This is a genomic window from Leminorella grimontii ATCC 33999 = DSM 5078 (genome assembly GCF_000439085.1).
In the GTDB taxonomy this organism is placed as follows: Bacteria; Pseudomonadota; Gammaproteobacteria; order Enterobacterales; family Enterobacteriaceae; genus Leminorella; species Leminorella grimontii.
On sequence record NZ_AUUA01000011.1, the window covers coordinates 37,189 to 54,293 of the forward strand.

The 17,105-nt window shown below is 54.9% G+C and carries 14 protein-coding genes; 4 read left to right on the forward strand and 10 right to left on the reverse strand.

Annotation, left to right across the window (positions count from 1 at the left end; genetic code table 11):
* Positions 1-2: 2 nt before the first annotated feature.
* Genes G544_RS0112785 through G544_RS0112795 form a run of 3 tightly spaced genes read left to right on the forward strand, consistent with a single transcriptional unit; the run spans position 3 to position 4,026 of the window.
* Positions 3-1,760: an ATP-binding cassette domain-containing protein gene (locus G544_RS0112785; protein ID WP_036024051.1), complete on the forward strand. Its 1,758-nt coding sequence runs from the start codon at positions 3-5 to the stop codon at positions 1,758-1,760.
* A complete protein-coding gene (locus tag G544_RS0112790; RefSeq protein WP_027274976.1) occupies positions 1,753-2,895 on the forward strand; it encodes an ABC transporter permease in 1,143 nt (380 codons plus the stop codon). The genes G544_RS0112785 and G544_RS0112790 overlap by 8 nt, the downstream gene beginning before the upstream one ends.
* Positions 2,896-2,898: 3 nt before the next feature.
* The gene (locus G544_RS0112795) at positions 2,899-4,026 is read left to right on the forward strand and encodes an ABC transporter permease (RefSeq protein ID WP_027274977.1); all 1,128 of its coding nucleotides are present in this window, start codon (positions 2,899-2,901) and stop codon (positions 4,024-4,026) included.
* A 48-nt stretch (positions 4,027-4,074) separates the two neighbouring features.
* Here the strand turns inward: G544_RS0112795 and G544_RS20525 are convergent, their stop codons facing one another.
* The 10 genes from G544_RS20525 to nudF all read right to left on the reverse strand — a co-directional run bounded on the left by G544_RS20525 (position 4,075) and on the right by nudF (position 15,367).
* Positions 4,075-5,064, reverse strand: coding sequence for a tetratricopeptide repeat protein (locus G544_RS20525; protein WP_051155740.1), 990 nt, complete (start codon positions 5,062-5,064; stop codon positions 4,075-4,077).
* 227 nt (positions 5,065-5,291) lie between these two features.
* Positions 5,292-6,707, reverse strand: a complete 1,416-nt coding sequence (gene ftsP, locus G544_RS0112805; protein ID WP_027274978.1) for a cell division protein FtsP — start codon at positions 6,705-6,707, stop codon at positions 5,292-5,294.
* Positions 6,708-6,801: 94 nt separating this feature from the next.
* Positions 6,802-7,548: a 1-acylglycerol-3-phosphate O-acyltransferase gene (locus G544_RS0112810; RefSeq protein WP_027274979.1), complete on the reverse strand. Its 747-nt coding sequence runs from the start codon at positions 7,546-7,548 to the stop codon at positions 6,802-6,804.
* Positions 7,549-7,757: 209 nt separating this feature from the next.
* On the reverse strand, positions 7,758-10,028 hold the full coding sequence (gene parC / locus G544_RS0112815; protein WP_027274980.1) for a DNA topoisomerase IV subunit A: 2,271 nt from the start codon (positions 10,026-10,028) through the stop codon (positions 7,758-7,760).
* 57 nt (positions 10,029-10,085) lie between these two features.
* Entirely contained in the window at positions 10,086-11,975 is a 1,890-nt protein-coding gene (gene parE, locus G544_RS0112820; RefSeq protein WP_027274981.1) for a DNA topoisomerase IV subunit B, read from the reverse strand.
* 173 nt (positions 11,976-12,148) lie between these two features.
* Positions 12,149-12,730 (reverse strand): esterase YqiA, encoded by a 582-nt coding sequence (yqiA, locus tag G544_RS0112825; protein ID WP_027274982.1) that lies wholly within the window; start codon positions 12,728-12,730, stop codon positions 12,149-12,151.
* Complete coding sequence (gene cpdA, locus G544_RS0112830; RefSeq protein WP_027274983.1) at positions 12,730-13,557, reverse strand: 3',5'-cyclic-AMP phosphodiesterase; 828 nt, start codon at positions 13,555-13,557, stop codon at positions 12,730-12,732. Before cpdA ends, yqiA begins: the two co-directional genes overlap by 1 nt.
* A gap of 49 nt (positions 13,558-13,606) precedes the next feature.
* Complete coding sequence (locus tag G544_RS0112835) at positions 13,607-14,020, reverse strand: DUF1249 family protein (protein WP_027274984.1); 414 nt, start codon at positions 14,018-14,020, stop codon at positions 13,607-13,609.
* Between the two features lie 242 nt (positions 14,021-14,262).
* Positions 14,263-14,601, reverse strand: coding sequence for a hypothetical protein (locus G544_RS0112840; protein WP_134389158.1), 339 nt, complete (start codon positions 14,599-14,601; stop codon positions 14,263-14,265).
* A 133-nt stretch (positions 14,602-14,734) separates the two neighbouring features.
* Positions 14,735-15,367 carry an ADP-ribose diphosphatase gene (gene nudF, locus G544_RS0112845; RefSeq protein WP_027274986.1) on the reverse strand — a complete coding sequence of 211 codons (633 nt, stop codon included), beginning with the start codon at positions 15,365-15,367 and terminating at the stop codon, positions 14,735-14,737.
* Positions 15,368-15,590: 223 nt separating this feature from the next.
* On the opposite strand from nudF, the gene tolC reads away from it, so the two are divergent.
* Complete coding sequence (tolC, locus tag G544_RS20530) at positions 15,591-16,940, forward strand: outer membrane channel protein TolC (protein WP_071783383.1); 1,350 nt, start codon at positions 15,591-15,593, stop codon at positions 16,938-16,940.
* Positions 16,941-17,105: the final 165 nt, after the last annotated feature.

A 17,105-nucleotide genomic window follows, 5' to 3' on the forward strand; every position in this document is an offset into this window, starting at 1 on the left:
CTATGACGGACGGCGCAATCGATCGAGAACGCTGCATCGTGCTGGAGAACGTCATTAAACGCTTTCCAGGCATGGCGCAGCCCGCCGTCGCCAGCCTGACGACTCGAATTGAAAGCGGCGCGGTTATGGGGTTGGTCGGCCCAGACGGCGCAGGGAAAACCACGCTGATACGCATGCTTGCCGGCCTGCTTACGCCCGACGACGGCGCAATACGCGTCGTCGGACTCGATCCCGTTACGGACGATAAGGCGCTGCACGCGGTGCTGGGCTACATGCCACAGAAGTTCGGCCTGTATGAAGACCTGTCGGTAATGGAAAACTTAAGCCTGTACGCCGACCTTCGCAGCGTGGTGGGAGAGGAGCGAGAGGCGACGTTTAAGAGGCTTTTGGCCTTTACCGATTTGTCCCGCTTTACCGACCGCCTGGCGGGTAAGCTCTCCGGCGGCATGAAGCAAAAGCTGGGGCTGGCCTGCACGCTTATCGGCCAACCGAAGGTTTTGCTGCTCGACGAACCGGGCGTCGGCGTTGACCCCATATCCCGCCGAGAACTGTGGAAAATGGTGCACGAATTGGCAAGCGAAGGCATGCTAATCCTTTGGAGCACCTCTTATCTCGACGAAGCCGAACAGTGCCGCAGCGTGCTGTTAATGAACGAAGGCCAGCTGCTCTTCAACGGCCCGCCCGGCGAGTTGACCCAACGCATGGCCGGGCGCAGCGTGCTTATTTCGGCGACGCGCGGCACCAACCGCAGAATGTTGCAAAAAGCGCTCACTTTACCGCAGGTTACCGATGGCGTTATACAGGGGAGATCCGTTCGCCTTATTCTGCGTGAGGGCGAAGATCATTCGCGCCTTCCTGAACTGCTGGATCAGCCATCGGCTCCGGTCACCGAAGCTGAACCTCGCTTTGAGGACGCGTTTATCGATCTGCTCGGCGGCAATCCCGCCAACGAGTCCGCACTCAGCCGAATTATGACGCGCGTTGAGGGAAACCCGGAAGATGTGGTGATCGAAGCCGTAACGCTGACAAAAAGGTTCGGCAGCTTCGCCGCCACGGACAACGTCAGCTTCCAGGTCAAACGGGGAGAAATCTTCGGCCTCCTCGGCCCGAACGGCGCGGGGAAATCAACGACGTTTAAAATGATGTGCGGCCTGCTTAAGCCCACGGCGGGTAAAGCGCTGGTGCTGGATCTCGATCTAAAAACCAGCTCGGGAGAAGCACGCCAGCGGTTAGGCTACATGGCGCAGAAATTCTCGCTCTACGGCAACCTGACGGTAGAACAGAACCTGAAGTTCTTCTCCGGCGCTTACGGGCTGTACGGTAAGCCGCAGCGCAAGAAGATGGACGACATGATAGAGGCCTTCGGTTTTACGCCAATTCTCAACCAGGAACCCAACGCCCTGCCGCTCGGGTTCAAACAGCGTCTGGCGCTTTCCTGCGCATTAATGCACGAGCCTGACATCCTGTTTCTCGACGAGCCGACCTCGGGCGTCGACCCGCTGACCCGCCGGGAGTTCTGGCTGCACATTAACGGCATGGTGGAAAAAGGCGTTACCGTGATGGTAACCACTCACTTTATGGACGAAGCGGAGTACTGCGATCGCATCGGGCTGGTCTATCGCGGCAAAATCATCGCCGCAGGTTCGCCGGATGCGCTCAAGCAGCAGGCGGCCAGCGACGACGCCCCTAACCCAACGATGGAGCAGGCGTTTATCTCGTTAGTGCTCGGCTATGATAAAGAGGAGGCGGCGCGTGGCTAATTCGCTGAGTACCTCATTCTCCCCGCGCAGGCTGCTGGCGCTGTGCCGCAAAGAGACCTACCAAATCCTGCGCGACCCCAGCAGCGGGCTTATCGCCTTCGTTATTCCCCTGATGCTGCTGTTTATCTTCGGCTACGGCATCAACCTAGACTCCAGCAGGCTCAACGTCGGTATCCTGATGGAGCAGCAAACGCCCGAAGCGCGCCGCCTGGTGGACGCATTCATCGGCTCGCCGTACATCAATCCGACTATCGACACGGACAAAAAGCGGCTTATTCATAAGCTACAGGCGGGTGAAATTCGCGGCCTTATCGTCATTCCGGTCGACTTTTCCGAACGCCTGCTCAACGGGCAGGACGACGCCCCCGTTCAGGTCATCACCGACGGCAGCGAGCCCAATACCGCCAACTTCGCCCAAGGATATGCTGAAGGCGTGTGGCAAATCTGGCAGCGAAACCAACTTCAGGACAGCGCGCAGCAGGCCCACGGCCTGATTGACGTTCAGCTGCGCTACTGGTTTAACCCTTCGGCCATCAGCAGAAACTTCATTATTCCCGGCGCCATCACCATTATCATGACCGTTATCGGCGCTATTCTGACGTCGCTCGTGATTGCTCGCGAGTGGGAACGCGGTACGATGGAAGCGCTGCTCTCTACCCAAGTCACGCGCGCGGAGCTGCTGCTGTCGAAGCTTGTCCCTTATTACTTCTTGGGGATGACCGCCATGACGCTGTGCGTAGCGGTTGCGGTGTTTGTGATGGACGTGCCGTACCGCGGCTCTCTGCCGATTCTGTTCGGCATGAGCAGCCTGTTTCTTGCCAGTACGCTCGGCATGGGGCTTTTGATATCAACGCTGACCCGCAACCAGTTCAACGCCGCCATGGTAGCGCTGAACGCCGCGTTTTTACCGGCCATCATGCTATCGGGCTTTATCTTTGAAATCGACAGCATGCCGCAGGTGGTGCGAGCGGTCACTTACGTTATCCCCGCCCGCTACTTCGTCAGCACGCTGCAGACCCTGTTTCTGGCAGGGAACATCGCCCCGATTTTAATTATCAACCTGCTGTTTATGGTGGTTTCCGCCATTTTCTTTATCGGATTGACGGCAATAAAAACCAGGCGGAGGCTGGACTAAGCAATGAAGAACTCGACGCTTACGACGCTGCACCGCCTGCTTTCGCTTATCTTAAAGGAGCTTCAGTCGCTGCTGCGCGATAAGCAAACGCGCTTTATTTTGATCATGCCGGTGCTGATGCAGGTCATCCTGTTTCCCTTCGCCGCAACGCTTGAGGTGACCAACGCCACCGTCGCCGTTTACAGCGAGGACGCAGGGCAAGCCTCCGTTGAGCTAACCCAGCGCTTCGCCAAGGCCAAGGCGTTTAGCAACGTGCTTTTGCTCAACGGCGCTCAGGAAATCGCCCCGACTATCGACGAGCAAAAGGCGCTGCTGCTGGTGCGCTTCCCAGCCGATTTCTCCCGCAGGCTGGCGGCCGGCGATACCGCCTCCCTACAAATTATTCTCGACGGTCGACGATCCAACAGCGCCCAGATCGCCGCCAACTACGTGCAGCAGATAGTCAGGCAGTATCAGTTAGAGATAACTCCAAAAGCGCAGGCGCAGAGCCAAAATCGTCTGGTTATTCGCAACTGGTACAACCCTAATCTCGACTACAAGTGGTTCGTCGTACCTTCGCTTATCGCCATGATTGTGACCATCGGCGTGCTGATCGTCACCTCGCTGTCGGTGGCGCGCGAGAGAGAGCAGGGAACGCTGGAACAGCTGCTGGTTTCACCGCTGGCCACCTGGCAAATTTTTATCGGTAAGGCGGTGCCGGCGATGATTATCGCCATCTTTCAGGCCTCAATCGTGCTGGCTATCGGCATCTTCTTTTACCAGATCCCCTTTGCCGGATCGCTGGCGCTGTTCTACGGCACGATGTTGATTTATACGCTGTCACTGGTGGGCTTCGGCCTGCTCATCTCTTCGGTGTGCGCTACGCAGCAGCAGGCGTTTATCGGCGTGTTCGTCTTTATGATGCCCGCCATATTGCTGTCGGGCTACGTCTCCCCGGTGGAAAACATGCCGGTGTGGCTGCAAAACCTGACCTGGGTGAATCCGATCCGCCACTTTACCGACATCACCAAGCAGATTTACCTCAAGGATGCGGACTTTTCCATCATCTGGGGCAGCCTGTGGCCGCTGCTGGCGATTACCGCCGTGACGGGGAGTTTGGCGTATGGGATGTTTAGGAGGAATATTGCCTGATATTTTTACCATAGCGCGCGGTAATCCGCGCGCCTTAAATCCATTGGCTTATGACGTATACTTTTCAATATACTCCTGAGCCAGGGCCTGTGCCGCTTTTAGCGTTTTTGCATCCAGTTCTTGCTCAATATCTTTTTTAGTTTCCAATGATGCTTTACTTCCTGATATCTCAGCTACACGAACCCACGCGTAGGCAAGTAAATTATTTTTCTCTACGCCTTCTCCCTGAAAATACAAATACCCCAAATTGTTCTGGGCAGCAGCATTACCCAATTGAGCCGATTTTTGTGACCAATAAAAAACTTGTTCCATATCTCTTTCAATAATCTTGCCTTCAAAATACATGCCGGCAAGATCGCACTGAGCTGAGGCCTCATCCTGTTCCGCCGCCCGCAGCAGCCAATAATGAGCTAATTGGCCATTTTGCTCAACACCATTGCCTGTACGATAAGCTCCCCCCAACATGTGTTGAGCTTCAGCATTTCCTTGTTCAGCTGCTTTGCGGAACAAATCGCACGCTTTGACAGGATCCCTTTTAACCACTTCGCCGCTCTCATAATAGAGCCCAAGTGCATACTGCGCCGCTGCATAGTTTTGTTCCGCAGCTTTACGAAACCATTTAACCGCGGCCTCATCGTCTCGCTTTTTTATAGCATACACGCGAGCTACGCGATCCTGAGCCTCCACAAGCCCCAGTTCCCCCGCTTGTTCATACCAATAAATGGCGAGATCCAAATTTTCTTCAATACCCTGGCCATTTTCATAAGAGACGGCAACATTATATTGCGCTTCAGGTATCCCCGCTTTCGCCAAATCCAGCGTATCCTGAAACTCTTCGTCACCCTGTTCATCTTCTGAATACGTGGGAATCGTTCCGCCTAATCGCGTAACCAGCTCTTCAAACGCGGCCGCGTCCCCCTGCTCTACTCTTTGCTGTAATTTTTCTATTTCAGCTTCGTTGAGTTCAGGCTGTGAAGGTTTCTTCGTACCCGCTTGCTGCATTAATTGACCAATAAAAGAAAAAATACCCTTTGCCATGATTACTCCCTGTCTTATTCACTGCCAGCTATTATTGTTATCGAAGTTGAGCCAAACGGAACAACATGATAACGCTATAAATAATTTTAACCGTGATTATATCAAACAAAGAAAACCGCACAGCAACAATTCAGCATGTACTTTATTCAGGAAAATAGGATAAAGAGGTATTAAAACGGGCGGCCAACGCCGCCCTGTATGTGGTTGAGGATAAAAACAGCGTTTTGTCAGGCGTGCTCCTTCACCCACAACTGCCCTACATTTCCCCGGTCCGCCATCTCCAGATTTTGGCTGTAGTACAAAAACGGGAAGTGTTCGGAAGAAGGCTGGGTAAACCGCACCAGCAGTTCGACCTTGCCGTCGACCCAGACGGTGTCCTTCCAGCCGCTGTCTTCCACCGACGGGGCCGCGCCGTTAACCGCGCTTACGAAGAACTGCGCGCCCTGAACGTGGAAAGGCTGCGGCATCTCTGCGTTAATAATCCAGCGCTCCCAGGTACCCTGTAGGGATTCCGTATTGATGCGCATTGGATCCCAGATTGCGCCGCTGATGCCGGGAATAGCATCGCCTAGAACGAATTCACGAGAGCGGACGATGCTGCCGTCGAGGCGATCGACGCCCTTCAGATTAGCAGGTAAGGGCTGAGTAGAGAGCGCCATCAGCCCGGTTGGGCGCAGCGTCAGAACCAGCGACGAGTTAAGCAGGCTGGACGGTTCAAAGAAGCTGCGAAGGCGGTCGACAACGCCGGCCGAAGCGCCGGCGGTAATAGAAACTTCGTCCCCTTTAGAGACGTCGATCAGCACTTCCCGACGTTCGCCCGGCGCCAGATTAATCTGGGGCATGGCAATCGGCGCAGGCAGCAGGCCGCCGTCGTTAGCCACCAAATGGAACGGACGTCCGTCGCTCAAAGACAGCGTGTAACGGCGAGCGTTTGACGCATTCAGCAGGCGAAGCCTCACCCAGCCTCGACCAACCTCAACGTAGGGCCCCTGAGCGCCGTTAGTTAGCAGCGTATCGCCAAGGAAGCCGGTCTCACCCGTCTGAGGGTATTCCGGCTGGCCGAAGGAATCGAAGCGCTTGTCCTGAATAATGATGGGGAAATCGTCCACGCCGTAGCGGCCAGGGATAGTCAGACCGCGGCTGACGTCGTCCTCCACAATCCACATTCCCGCCAGACCGTTATAGATATGGGGCCCCATCTTATTAGGCGTAATGGCATGATACCAACAGGTCGCCGCCTGCTGGCGGATCGGCACAATAGGCGACCAGTCAACGCCGGGAGACATCAGGCGAGCGCCGTTACCCGTCAAAACGCCCGGCGTTTGCAGGCCGCTTACGGTTACGGCGACCGGCTCGCTCAACCGATTGCTGTAAACCATCTTGACGTCGTCGCCGTTGCGCACGCGCACCGTCGGTCCCAGGTATCGACCGTTAAAACCCCATACAGGCGCCTTAGAATCAGAAAACTGCCAATGGGTGCGCTGCATGGACAAATAGAGAGGCTGACCACGGCGCATTTCCAGCAGAGGAGGAACCGGCAGCGCCGGCTGCGGCGTAGCCGCCAGCGCAGCTTTTGAAGACAGCATGTTGGCGCCTAGCGCGACGCCCGCGGCCTGCAGCAGGCGGCGGCGGCTGATAGGCAGTACATTCTTTTTCAGTTCAAAATCCATCAAAACAGACCTTTGGCTATAGCGTCCCTATTTTATCGGCGTCCCATAATGACAACCCGATTCTGGGTTAGCTTCCGCGCTTTGCGTCCTGCGCTTCAAGCTCGGCCACTTCCCGATTAATCTCGTCCAGCTTCTCGACCATCACTTGATGGCAGTGAAGCGCCAGCTCGCGAACCTGGTCTTTGCCATACTGCGAGGTGTCAATCGGCGCCATCATCTCTACGATAACGCGGCCGTTGTTGCAGCGGTTCAAATCAATTTTGTTGTGGGTATTGGAAACGCAAATCGGTACGATCGGTACGCCCGCCGCTATCGCCGCGTGAAACGCGCCGGTTTTAAACGGCAGCAGTCCGCGGCCCCGGCTGCGGGTACCTTCCGGGAACATCCAGATTGAAATATCGCGCTTTTTCATCTGATCGACGACCTGATATATCGTTCCGCGCGACTTGGTTTTGTTGTTGCGGTCAATCAGGATATTGCCCGTCAGCCAGTAAAACGGCCCAAAGAAGGGGATCCACAGCAGGCTTTTTTTGCCAACGGTAACCGTTCTTGGCTGAACGGCCTTAGCCGCCGTCACCATATCGTAGTTGTTTTGATGGTTGGCAATATAAATACAGTTACCGATATCGCCCACGCCCGGATAGATCCGCGTTTCCACCTTCAGGCCAAACACCGGCGCCAGCCTGCCGAACAGGCGGCCAAAGGTATAGGAATGACGAGGATGCCGAGGGCTAAAAAGGCAATAGATTGACCCCAGCAGGCACACCAATATACAAAACGGAATAACCACCAGAGCGCGCAAAATTAAAAGCATATGAACCCCTTTCGTTTATAGCCGAATAAGTATACCGACTTATAAAGAAAACGCACCGCCTCTCGGGGCAGTTATACAATAGAACCCGGCATTTAAGCCGATAAAAACGCGCGCTTATTCTACTCTACTCCACGCGTCCTGATGAGGTATTTAATAAAAAAACAGGCCGCCCCCTATCGGAAAGCGGCCCGTCGTTTACGCTATGCTTCTCAGCCGGCGTTCTCACTTCCCGCCGGAGGCGGCGTCTCGACGTCAATACTGTCGATGCGCTGTAGCCCGCGGGGCAGAAGCGTTCCTTTGCGGCCCCGCTCGGCGCGGAACTTCTGCAAATCTTCGGGCCGCAGCAGCAGCTTGCGTTTACCTACGTGCAGCGTCACCGATGAAGACGGCTGAAGCAGCAGCAGGTAGGCAATCTTGTCCTCTCCGCTGGCCGCCTGCGCTGCAGGGATAGAGACAATCTTGTTCCCTTTGCCTTTAGACAACTGAGGCAAATCCCCCACGGGGAACAGCAGCATTCTTCCCGCCGCGGTGATAGACAGCAGCAGTTCGTCTTCTGAATTCACCTCCAGCGGCTCCAGCACTTTTGCGTTTTCCGGCAGCGTAATCATCGCCTTACCGTTGCGGTTGCGCGCCACCAGATCTTCAAAGGTACAGATAAAACCATAGCCCGCGTCGGACGCCATCAGGATCTTCTTATCGTCCGTAGCCATCAACACGCGGTCAACGCCCGCGCCCGGCGGCAGCTGGAGCTTGCCGGTGAGCGGCTCGCCCTGGCTTCGCGCCGACGGCAGCGCCTGCGGATCGAGCGCGTAGCTCCGGCCCGTAGAGTCAAGGAACACCACCGGCTGATTGCTCTTGCCGCGCGCAGCCGCTTTGAATGAGTCGCCCGCGCGATAGCTCAGGCCGGAAGGTTCGATATCGTGCCCCTTGGCGCAGCGCACCCAGCCCATATCGGACAACACGACGGTCACCGGCTCGGACGGCACGAACTCGTGCTCGCTCATGGCTTTCGCCTCGGCGCGTTCAACGATTGGCGAACGGCGGTCGTCGCCGTAGGCCTGAGCATCGGCCAGGATCTCTTTCTTAATCAGCGTGCCCATTTTGCGATCGGACGCCAGCAGCGCCTGAAGGCTGTCGCGCTCTTTCGCCAGTTCGTCCTGCTCGCCGCGGATCTTCATCTCTTCAAGCTTGGCCAGATGGCGCAGCTTCAGTTCCAGAATCGCTTCGGCCTGGGTGTCGGTAATGCCGAAACGCTGCATCAGAGCCGGCTTCGGCTCGTCTTCGGTACGGATGATTTCGATAACTTCATCGATATTCAGGAAGGCGACCAACAGGCCCTCAAGGATATGCAGACGCTTTAACACTCTTTCTAGGCGATACTGTAAGCGTCGAGTCACCGTATCGCGGCGGAACGTCAGCCACTCCTTAAGGATTTCAATCAGCCCTTTCACCGCCGGTCGGCCGTCCAGCCCCAGCATGTTCAGGTTAATGCGGTAGCTCTTTTCCAGATCGGTGGTGGCGAACAGGTGGTTCATCACCTGCTCCAGATCCACGCGGTTAGAGCGAGGCACCAGCACCAGGCGCGTCGGATTCTCGTGGTCGGACTCGTCGCGCAGATCGTCTATCATCGGCAGCTTTTTCGCCCGCATCTGGTTGGCTATCTGCTCCATGACGCGCGCGCCGGAGGTTTGGTGCGGCAGCGCGGTGATGACAATCTCGCCGTCTTCCTTTTTCCACACCGCCCGCATGCGAACCGAGCCCTTGCCGGTCTGATAGATTTTTCTGATTTCATCGTGCGGAGTAATGAGCTCCGCTTCCGTCGGGTAGTCCGGCCCCTTGACTTCGCCCATCAGGTCATCAAGCGTCGCGTTGGGGTTGTCCAACAGCATAACCGCCGCGTTAGCCACTTCGCGCACGTTGTGGGGCGGAATGTCGGTCGCCATGCCGACCGCAATGCCGGTTGTGCCGTTAAGCAGGATGTTCGGCAGGCGGGCGGGCAGCGTTTTCGGCTCTGAGAGCGTGCCGTCAAAGTTGGGAATAAAGTCGACCGTGCCCTGCCCCAGCTCGCTCAGCAAAAGCTCTGCGTACTTGGACAGGCGCGATTCGGTGTAGCGCATGGCCGCAAACGACTTGGGATCGTCCGGCGCACCCCAGTTGCCCTGACCGTCCACCAGCGGGTAACGGTAAGAGAACGGCTGCGCCATCAGCACCATCGCTTCATAACAGGCGCTGTCGCCGTGCGGATGGTATTTACCCAGCACGTCACCCACGGTGCGCGCCGATTTTTTAAACTTCGCCTGAGCGTTGAGGCCCAGTTCAGACATGGCATAAACGATGCGGCGCTGTACCGGCTTCAGGCCGTCGCCGATAAACGGCAGCGCCCGGTCCATAATGACGTACATCGAATAGTTGAGGTACGCATTCTCGGTAAACTGGTGAAGCGGCTGCTGTTCTACGCCGTCGTGAGTAATATCACTCATAGTATAACTTTTCCTTGCTCGCTAAAGCGGCCTCTGTAGGCGGCCTTCGCGTTCAAATTAAACCTCGATCTCCACCAGATCGCCCTTCTCCTGCAGCCAGTTGCGGCGATCTTCCGAACGCTTTTTGGCTAGCAGCATGTCCATCAGCGCCATAGTGGCGTCGCTGTCTTCCAGCGTCAGCTGCACCAGGCGGCGAGTGTTTGGATCCATGGTGGTTTCGCGCAGCTGAAGCGGGTTCATTTCACCCAGCCCCTTAAAGCGCTGTACGTTGGGCTTGCCCTTTTTACGCTTAAGCTGTTCAAGGATGCCCGCTTTTTCTTCTTCATCCAGCGCGTAGTAAACCTCTTTTCCAAGGTCAATACGGTAGAGCGGCGGCATGGCGACGTAAACGTGTCCTTCTTCCACCATCTTGCGGAAGTGGCGCACGAACAGCGCGCAGATAAGCGTTGCGATGTGCAAGCCGTCTGAGTCCGCATCCGCCAGAATGCACACCTTGCCGTAGCGCAGCTGGCTGAGATCGTCGCTGTCGGGGTCGATGCCGATAGCGACCGAAATATCGTGAATTTCCTGCGAGGCCAACACTTCATCGGAAGAAACCTCCCAGGTGTTCAGGATCTTGCCCTTCAGCGGCATGATAGCCTGAAACTCGCGGCTGCGCGCCTGCTTGGCTGAACCGCCCGCCGAATCCCCCTCGACGAGGAACAGCTCGGTCACGCTCAAGTCCTGCGAGGAGCAGTCCGCCAGCTTACCCGGCAGCGCGGGCCCGCTGACCAGCTTTTTACGCACTACCTTTCTGGCGGCGCGCATACGCTGCTGGGCGCTGGAAATAGCAAGCTCGGCCAGCTGTTCCGCCGCCTGTACGTTCTGGTTAAGCCAGAGGCTAAAGGCGTCTTTGATAATGCCGGAAACGAACGCGGCGCTCTGACGAGAAGAGAGGCGCTCTTTGGTTTGCCCGGCAAACTGCGGATCCTGCATTTTTAAAGACAGCACGTAGGCGCAGCGATCCCAAATATCTTCCGCGCTCAGCTTCACCCCGCGCGGCAGCAGGTTGCGAAATTCGCAGAACTCGCGCATGGCGTCCAGCAGCCCTTGGCGCAGGCCGTTAACGTGAGTGCCGCCCTGCGTCGTAGGAATAAGGTTGACGTAGCTTTCGCTCAGGGTTTCTCCCCCTTCAGGCAGCCACAGAAGCGCCCAATCCACCGCCTCAACGTCGCCGGAAAAGGCGCCGACGAACGGCGCTTCCGGCAGGGTAACCAATCCGTTGACCGCTTCCATCAGGTAGTCGGTCAGGCCGTCCTGGTAGCACCAGCGCTGTTCGGTCTGATTGACCTTATCGACAAAAACGATTTCCACGCCGGGGCAGAGCACAGCTTTGGCCTTCAGCACGTGCACCAGACGAGAAACGGAAAAGCGCGGGTTGTCGAAGAAGCTGGCGTCAGGCCAAAAGTGGACGCTGGTACCGGTATTGCGGCGACCGCAGGTGCCGATGACCGTTAAATCCTGCACCTTGTCGCCGTTTTCAAAGGCGATGCTGTATACCTGCGCGTCCCGACGAACCGTAACTTCCACCCGCGTTGACAGGGCGTTAACGACGGAAATCCCCACGCCGTGCAGGCCGCCGGAAAACTGGTAGTTCTTGTTGGAAAACTTCCCGCCGGCGTGCAGGCGGCACATGATAAGCTCGATAGCCGTCACGCCCTCTTCGGGGTGAATATCAACGGGCATCCCGCGACCGTCGTCAATCACTTCCAGCGACTGATCTTCGTGCAGGATAACCTCTATTTTATGCGCATGACCGGCCAGCGCTTCGTCAACGCTGTTATCGATAACCTCTTGCCCAAGGTGGTTGGGCCTGTCGGTTTCGGTGTACATGCCGGGGCGGCGACGTACTGGTTCTAGTCCGCTGAGCACCTCAATGGAGTCAGCGTTATAACTGGATTGGCTCATGATTTGGCTTTCTGGAATCTGATTTTATTCCTCGCCTTTCGCACCGCGACGCTGTCGCAGTGGGGAAACGAGAAGCATTGGATCTCTTTATTTATAGAGAATAAAAACGATCGCGACGCGCCTGTCGGCACATACCGGCGAACTTTCCCTGCCCGACCGACTGAGGATGACTATTAAGCCGCACTAAGCCCTAAAAAATCAACAATAGCGGGAAAATAGTGTTCAAAACCGACAAAGCTGTGGTTCCCTCCGGACTCTACGGTCTGACGGCAGTGCGTGTAGTACGTCACCGCCTGACTGTAATCGAGCACTTCATCGCCGGTTTGCTGCAATAGCCACAGCAGGTCCGGTGCTTCCAGCGGCTCTATCTGCATCACTTTAAGATCGTAAACGTGGCGAGACTCTATCACATATTGCTGGCCAGTGTAGGGATTCTCGTTGCTGCCGATATATTCCTGTAGCCATTCGAAGGGCTTCACTGCGGGGTTCACCAGCACGGCAGGGATCATAAAGCATTGAGAGAGCCAGGTCGCATAGTATCCCCCAAGAGAAGAGCCGACGATGCCCAAAGGCTCCCCTACGCGCTCCAGCACGATATCTTCCAGTACCGAGGCCGCATCTGACGGATAAGGGGGAATAGCGGGGATCAGCATCTCGATATGAGGATGATGCTCAGCCAGCCACCGCTTGAAGTTGGTAGCCTTGGCCGACTGGGGAGAACTGTTAAAACCGTGTATATAAAGCAGCGTCGCCATCAATAACCGTCCGAGTTCATATCAGGACGGAACACATCGCTGTTTAAGCGGCATACCGTCGTTTCAACTGAACCATCCGCATAAAGGTCAAGGTAGCGCCAGCCCGGCGCAAGGTCATCAATAGTAAAGTTAGTACAGTGCGGCTTAAACTGCACGCAGGTGGAAGGCGTAGCCAGTACGCGACGGCCGTTCCAATCCAAAGAGAGATCCTGATGAATATGGCCGCACAGCAGCGTTTTCGCCTGAGGGTGCCGGTCTAACACCTCTGAAAGCACGTGCGCATTACGAAGGCTGTGCTGATCGAGCCAGGTGCATCCGGAAGGCAGAGGATGGTGATGTAATAAAATAAGCGCATGGCGAGAGGCGTACTGCGTCAAAGATCGATCCAGCCACTCAAGCTGATATTCGCTCAGCTCGCCGTGAGGTACGCCAAGCACCTGGCTGTCCAACAGGATGACAAACCAGTCTTCGCCCAGCAGCGCCAGCTTGGAGGGAAGAATGCCGGCCTGCGCCATCGCGTCGACCATCGCCGGCTGGAAGTCGTGATTTCCCGGCAGCCATACGCACGGAGCGTGAAGTCTGGATATGCCGTCGGTGAAGCGTTGATAGGCGGCAAAGCTGCGGTCCTGCGCCAGGTCACCGGTTGCGACGATCAGGTCGTAATCGCACTCCCGTCCGGTAATTTCGTCGAGGACAGCGTGAAAGCTCTGCAGCGTATTTACGCCTAAAAGCGTTTCATCCGCACCGGAAAACAGGTGGGTATCAGTAATCTGTAATACTCTCACTTTGGACCCACTCGCCAAAGGGAGTTGAAAAAGGCTTTCCAAGAGGTTTCCTTCAAAAAATTGAGTGAGTAAGCTCCTGCTTTCTACGTGTTTAACAAACGACAGCAGACCTTAGGCAAAAACGCAGCCAGTCCGCCAAAAATTGATTAATTTGGTGCTTTTCATCACGCTGGTGCAAATTTCTATTGGGATAATCATAACTTGCTTTAAATCGAAAGATCTGTTGACTGGAACACACTTCTGCAACTAACGCGTCGTGATAAAGCCGAACGTTTAAACTCGGCATGCTCCAATAGCTGACTTTCGGCTGCACCTGCTTAATAGCAACCAGCGAGGTGTAACGAGTGGACTCAAGCGTTTCGATACTGTAAATCGCCCTATCGACCTGTAGCTCAACGCGACTGCCTATTTTTTCATCGCGGGGGATCAGTCGGCGCAGCTGCGCATAGTTGACCTCGGTCAGGCGCATCATGGCGGGAAAATCAGGAGTATATCGCTTTTTCATATTACATCGGTCGGACGCCAAACGTTCCTCTCTTCGTATCGACTCTGGTCTATTTTCGCCAGTAATAAATGTCTTGCGGTATTAATCGAACGGGCTTGCTAAATAGGCATTCCATTATGAAGGAAACTTTGACAAAAAATAAAGAAACAAATGCGAAAAGCCGAGGTTAATGGAGAAGTTTCTCCACCGAAAGGCCGATATAATACCCATGACAATATAAGGGAAAATAAATAAGCGAATGCTCAAACGTGCGTATAGTTCACTTCGCAATAAAAACCTTTCATATCGCTGCCGCCGGAAATCAGCCTGTAGCTAATAATATGATCGTTAGCCCGGCGGGAATAAAAGGTGAAATAGGAGTACTGCATTGCGGTAACAAAGGCCATAAAATGTTCTTTGATCTCGTGCAGTTCGGTACGTCGAAGGGATACGTCGATAATGTATTTATTTTCGATGACTTCGTAGCTGAACTCTAACACGGCCTCATGCTGATGAAAGAAATCATAAATGGAAGAATCAATCCACGGATCGGTAATCAGCTCAATGCTGCTGATGATATTTTCAACAATTCGATTGGCCACGGCGCGTCTCCCCGTCATTATTATTTTTATATTAGCAGCCCATTATCGCTTTTACAGACGCCGACGATAAAATTATCGTCGGCGTCCGAAGGCGATGATTAAGCGTTCAGGTTTTGTCCCCTGATGATGAAGCTCAGCCTACCCATTCTTTCTGCAATTTGCGATAGTTGAGCTGTAACCACTGAACGGCGATCACAGTTGCCGCGTTATCAATAACGCCCTCTTCTACCCATCGATAGGCCTGTTCGCGGCTAACGACGTGAACCCGAATGTCTTCATTCTCCTCGGGCAGTCCGTGAACGCCCTTGGCGTTTGACGCGTCAACTTCACCGACAATAATAGACATGCGTTCCGACGTTCCGCCCGGACTCGCCAAATAGCTCAGTACGGGTTTACAGCGCCCCACCTCAATGCCGGCCTCTTCCTGCGCCTCGCGTCGAACGACGCTTTCTACGTCTTCACCGGGCTCGATCATTCCCGCAATCATTTCCAACAGCCACGGCGTTTCGCTGGTTTCCATCGCTGCAATGCGGATTTGTTCAACCAGCACAACTTCATCGCGCCGCGCGTCATAGGCCAGCAGCACGCCCGCGTGGCCTCTTTCAAAAATCTCACGAACGACTTCACCGCTCATCGAGCCGTCAAAGCGGCGGTGGCGAAAACGGTACTCCGTCAGCGAAAAGAAACCGCGGTAAAGCGGTTTCTGTGCAATAATTTCAACATCGCGTTTGTCTAACGTTACCGGAGTCGGTTCATATAGCGGCATGGAGCATCTCTTTCTTAACGGATTTAGGAACATGCCCTATTTGATGACCTATGGCCGCCGACTTCAACCAGGAAATGAAAAAAACGCGTAATTTTTCTGTAAATAATACAGTTATGGCACATAAAGCTACCTTTATTATCATGAATACTCTGGTAGAATTTGCGACTATATTTATGTCAGAGTCAGACAATACAACACGAGTGCTGTACAACAAGGATCGCCCATGAAAAAACTGCTTCCTTTGATTATTGGTCTTAGCCTGGGAGGCTTCAGTGCACTAGGTCACGCTGACGATCTCATGCAAGTCTATCAGCAGGCCAAAAGCAACAACCCCGATCTGCGCAAAGTAGAAACCGATCGCGATGCAGCATACGAAAAGATCAGCGAGTCCCGCGGCGCTCTGCTGCCTCAGTTAGGCTTGAACGCAGGCTATAACATCAACCGCGGCTATCGCGACAACAGCGGCAGCAAAAGCGACGTCAGCAGCGGCACGCTGCAGCTCAGTCAGACTATTTTTGACATGTCATTATGGCGTCAGCTCAACATCACCGAGAAACAGGCCGGCGTTCAGGACGTCGCCTATCAGGCCCAGCAGCAAACGCTGATTCTGGATACCGCCACCGCCTATTTCAACGTGCTTCGCGGCCTCGACATTTTATCCACCACGGAAGCGCAGAAAGAGGCGCTGTACCGTCAGCTGGATCAGGCTCGCCAGCGCTTTAACGTAGGCCTGGTCGCCATCACCGACGTGCAGAACGCGCAGGCGCAGTACGACCAGACCCTCGCCGACGAAGTCGTTGCCCGCAACAATTTGGAAAACTACCTGGAAGTGCTCCGCCAGATTTCCGGCATGTTCTATCCAGAGCTAAGCTCGCTCGACACGCAGCGTTTTACTACTAAGCGCCCGAACGACGTCAACAGCCTGCTGAAAGAGGCGGAAAGCCGCAACCTGAACCTGTTGACCGCACGCCTGGCGCACGACGTCGCCCGCGAGCAGATTCGACTGGAACAAACCGGCCACATGCCGACCGTATCGCTCAACGCGTCAACCGGTATGTCTAACAACGACTATCGCGGCTCGGGCTCGATGAATAATCCCGATAGCATCAACGGCAACACCACCGCCGGCATTACGCTGAGCTTCCCGCTGTTTAGCGGCGGCCAAACCAGCTCCCGCGTAAAGCAGGCGCAGTATAGCTACGTCGGCGCTGGCGAAGCGTTGGAAAGCGCCCACCGCTCAATGATTCAGATCGTGCGTTCGTCCTATAACAACGTATCTGCCTCCATCAGCTCCGTAAGCGCCTATAAGCAAACCGTCGTTTCGGCGGAAAGCTCATTGGAAGCGACGCAGGCAGGGTATGACGTCGGTACTCGCACCATCGTTGACGTGCTGAATGCGACCACTACGCTGTATAACGCCAAGCAGCAGTTGGCCAATGCCCGCTACGACTATCTGATCAACCAGCTCAACATCAAGTATGCGCTGGGTACGCTAAACGAAAACGATCTGGCGACGTTAAACCGTACGTTAGGCAAGCCGACCACGACAATCCCAACGATCAAAACCAATTAATCGATCGTTTCATCTCGTTTGGATAAACAAGATCCCTGCTTCTAGCAGGGATTTTTTTATCCAGACGTAAAGCGAGAATTCGCGCACATTTTGCCAGATTGGGCATGAAAAAACGGCGAAAAAAAACATCTTTGCTTTAATTCATCAGCTATTTCGCCTATCCTA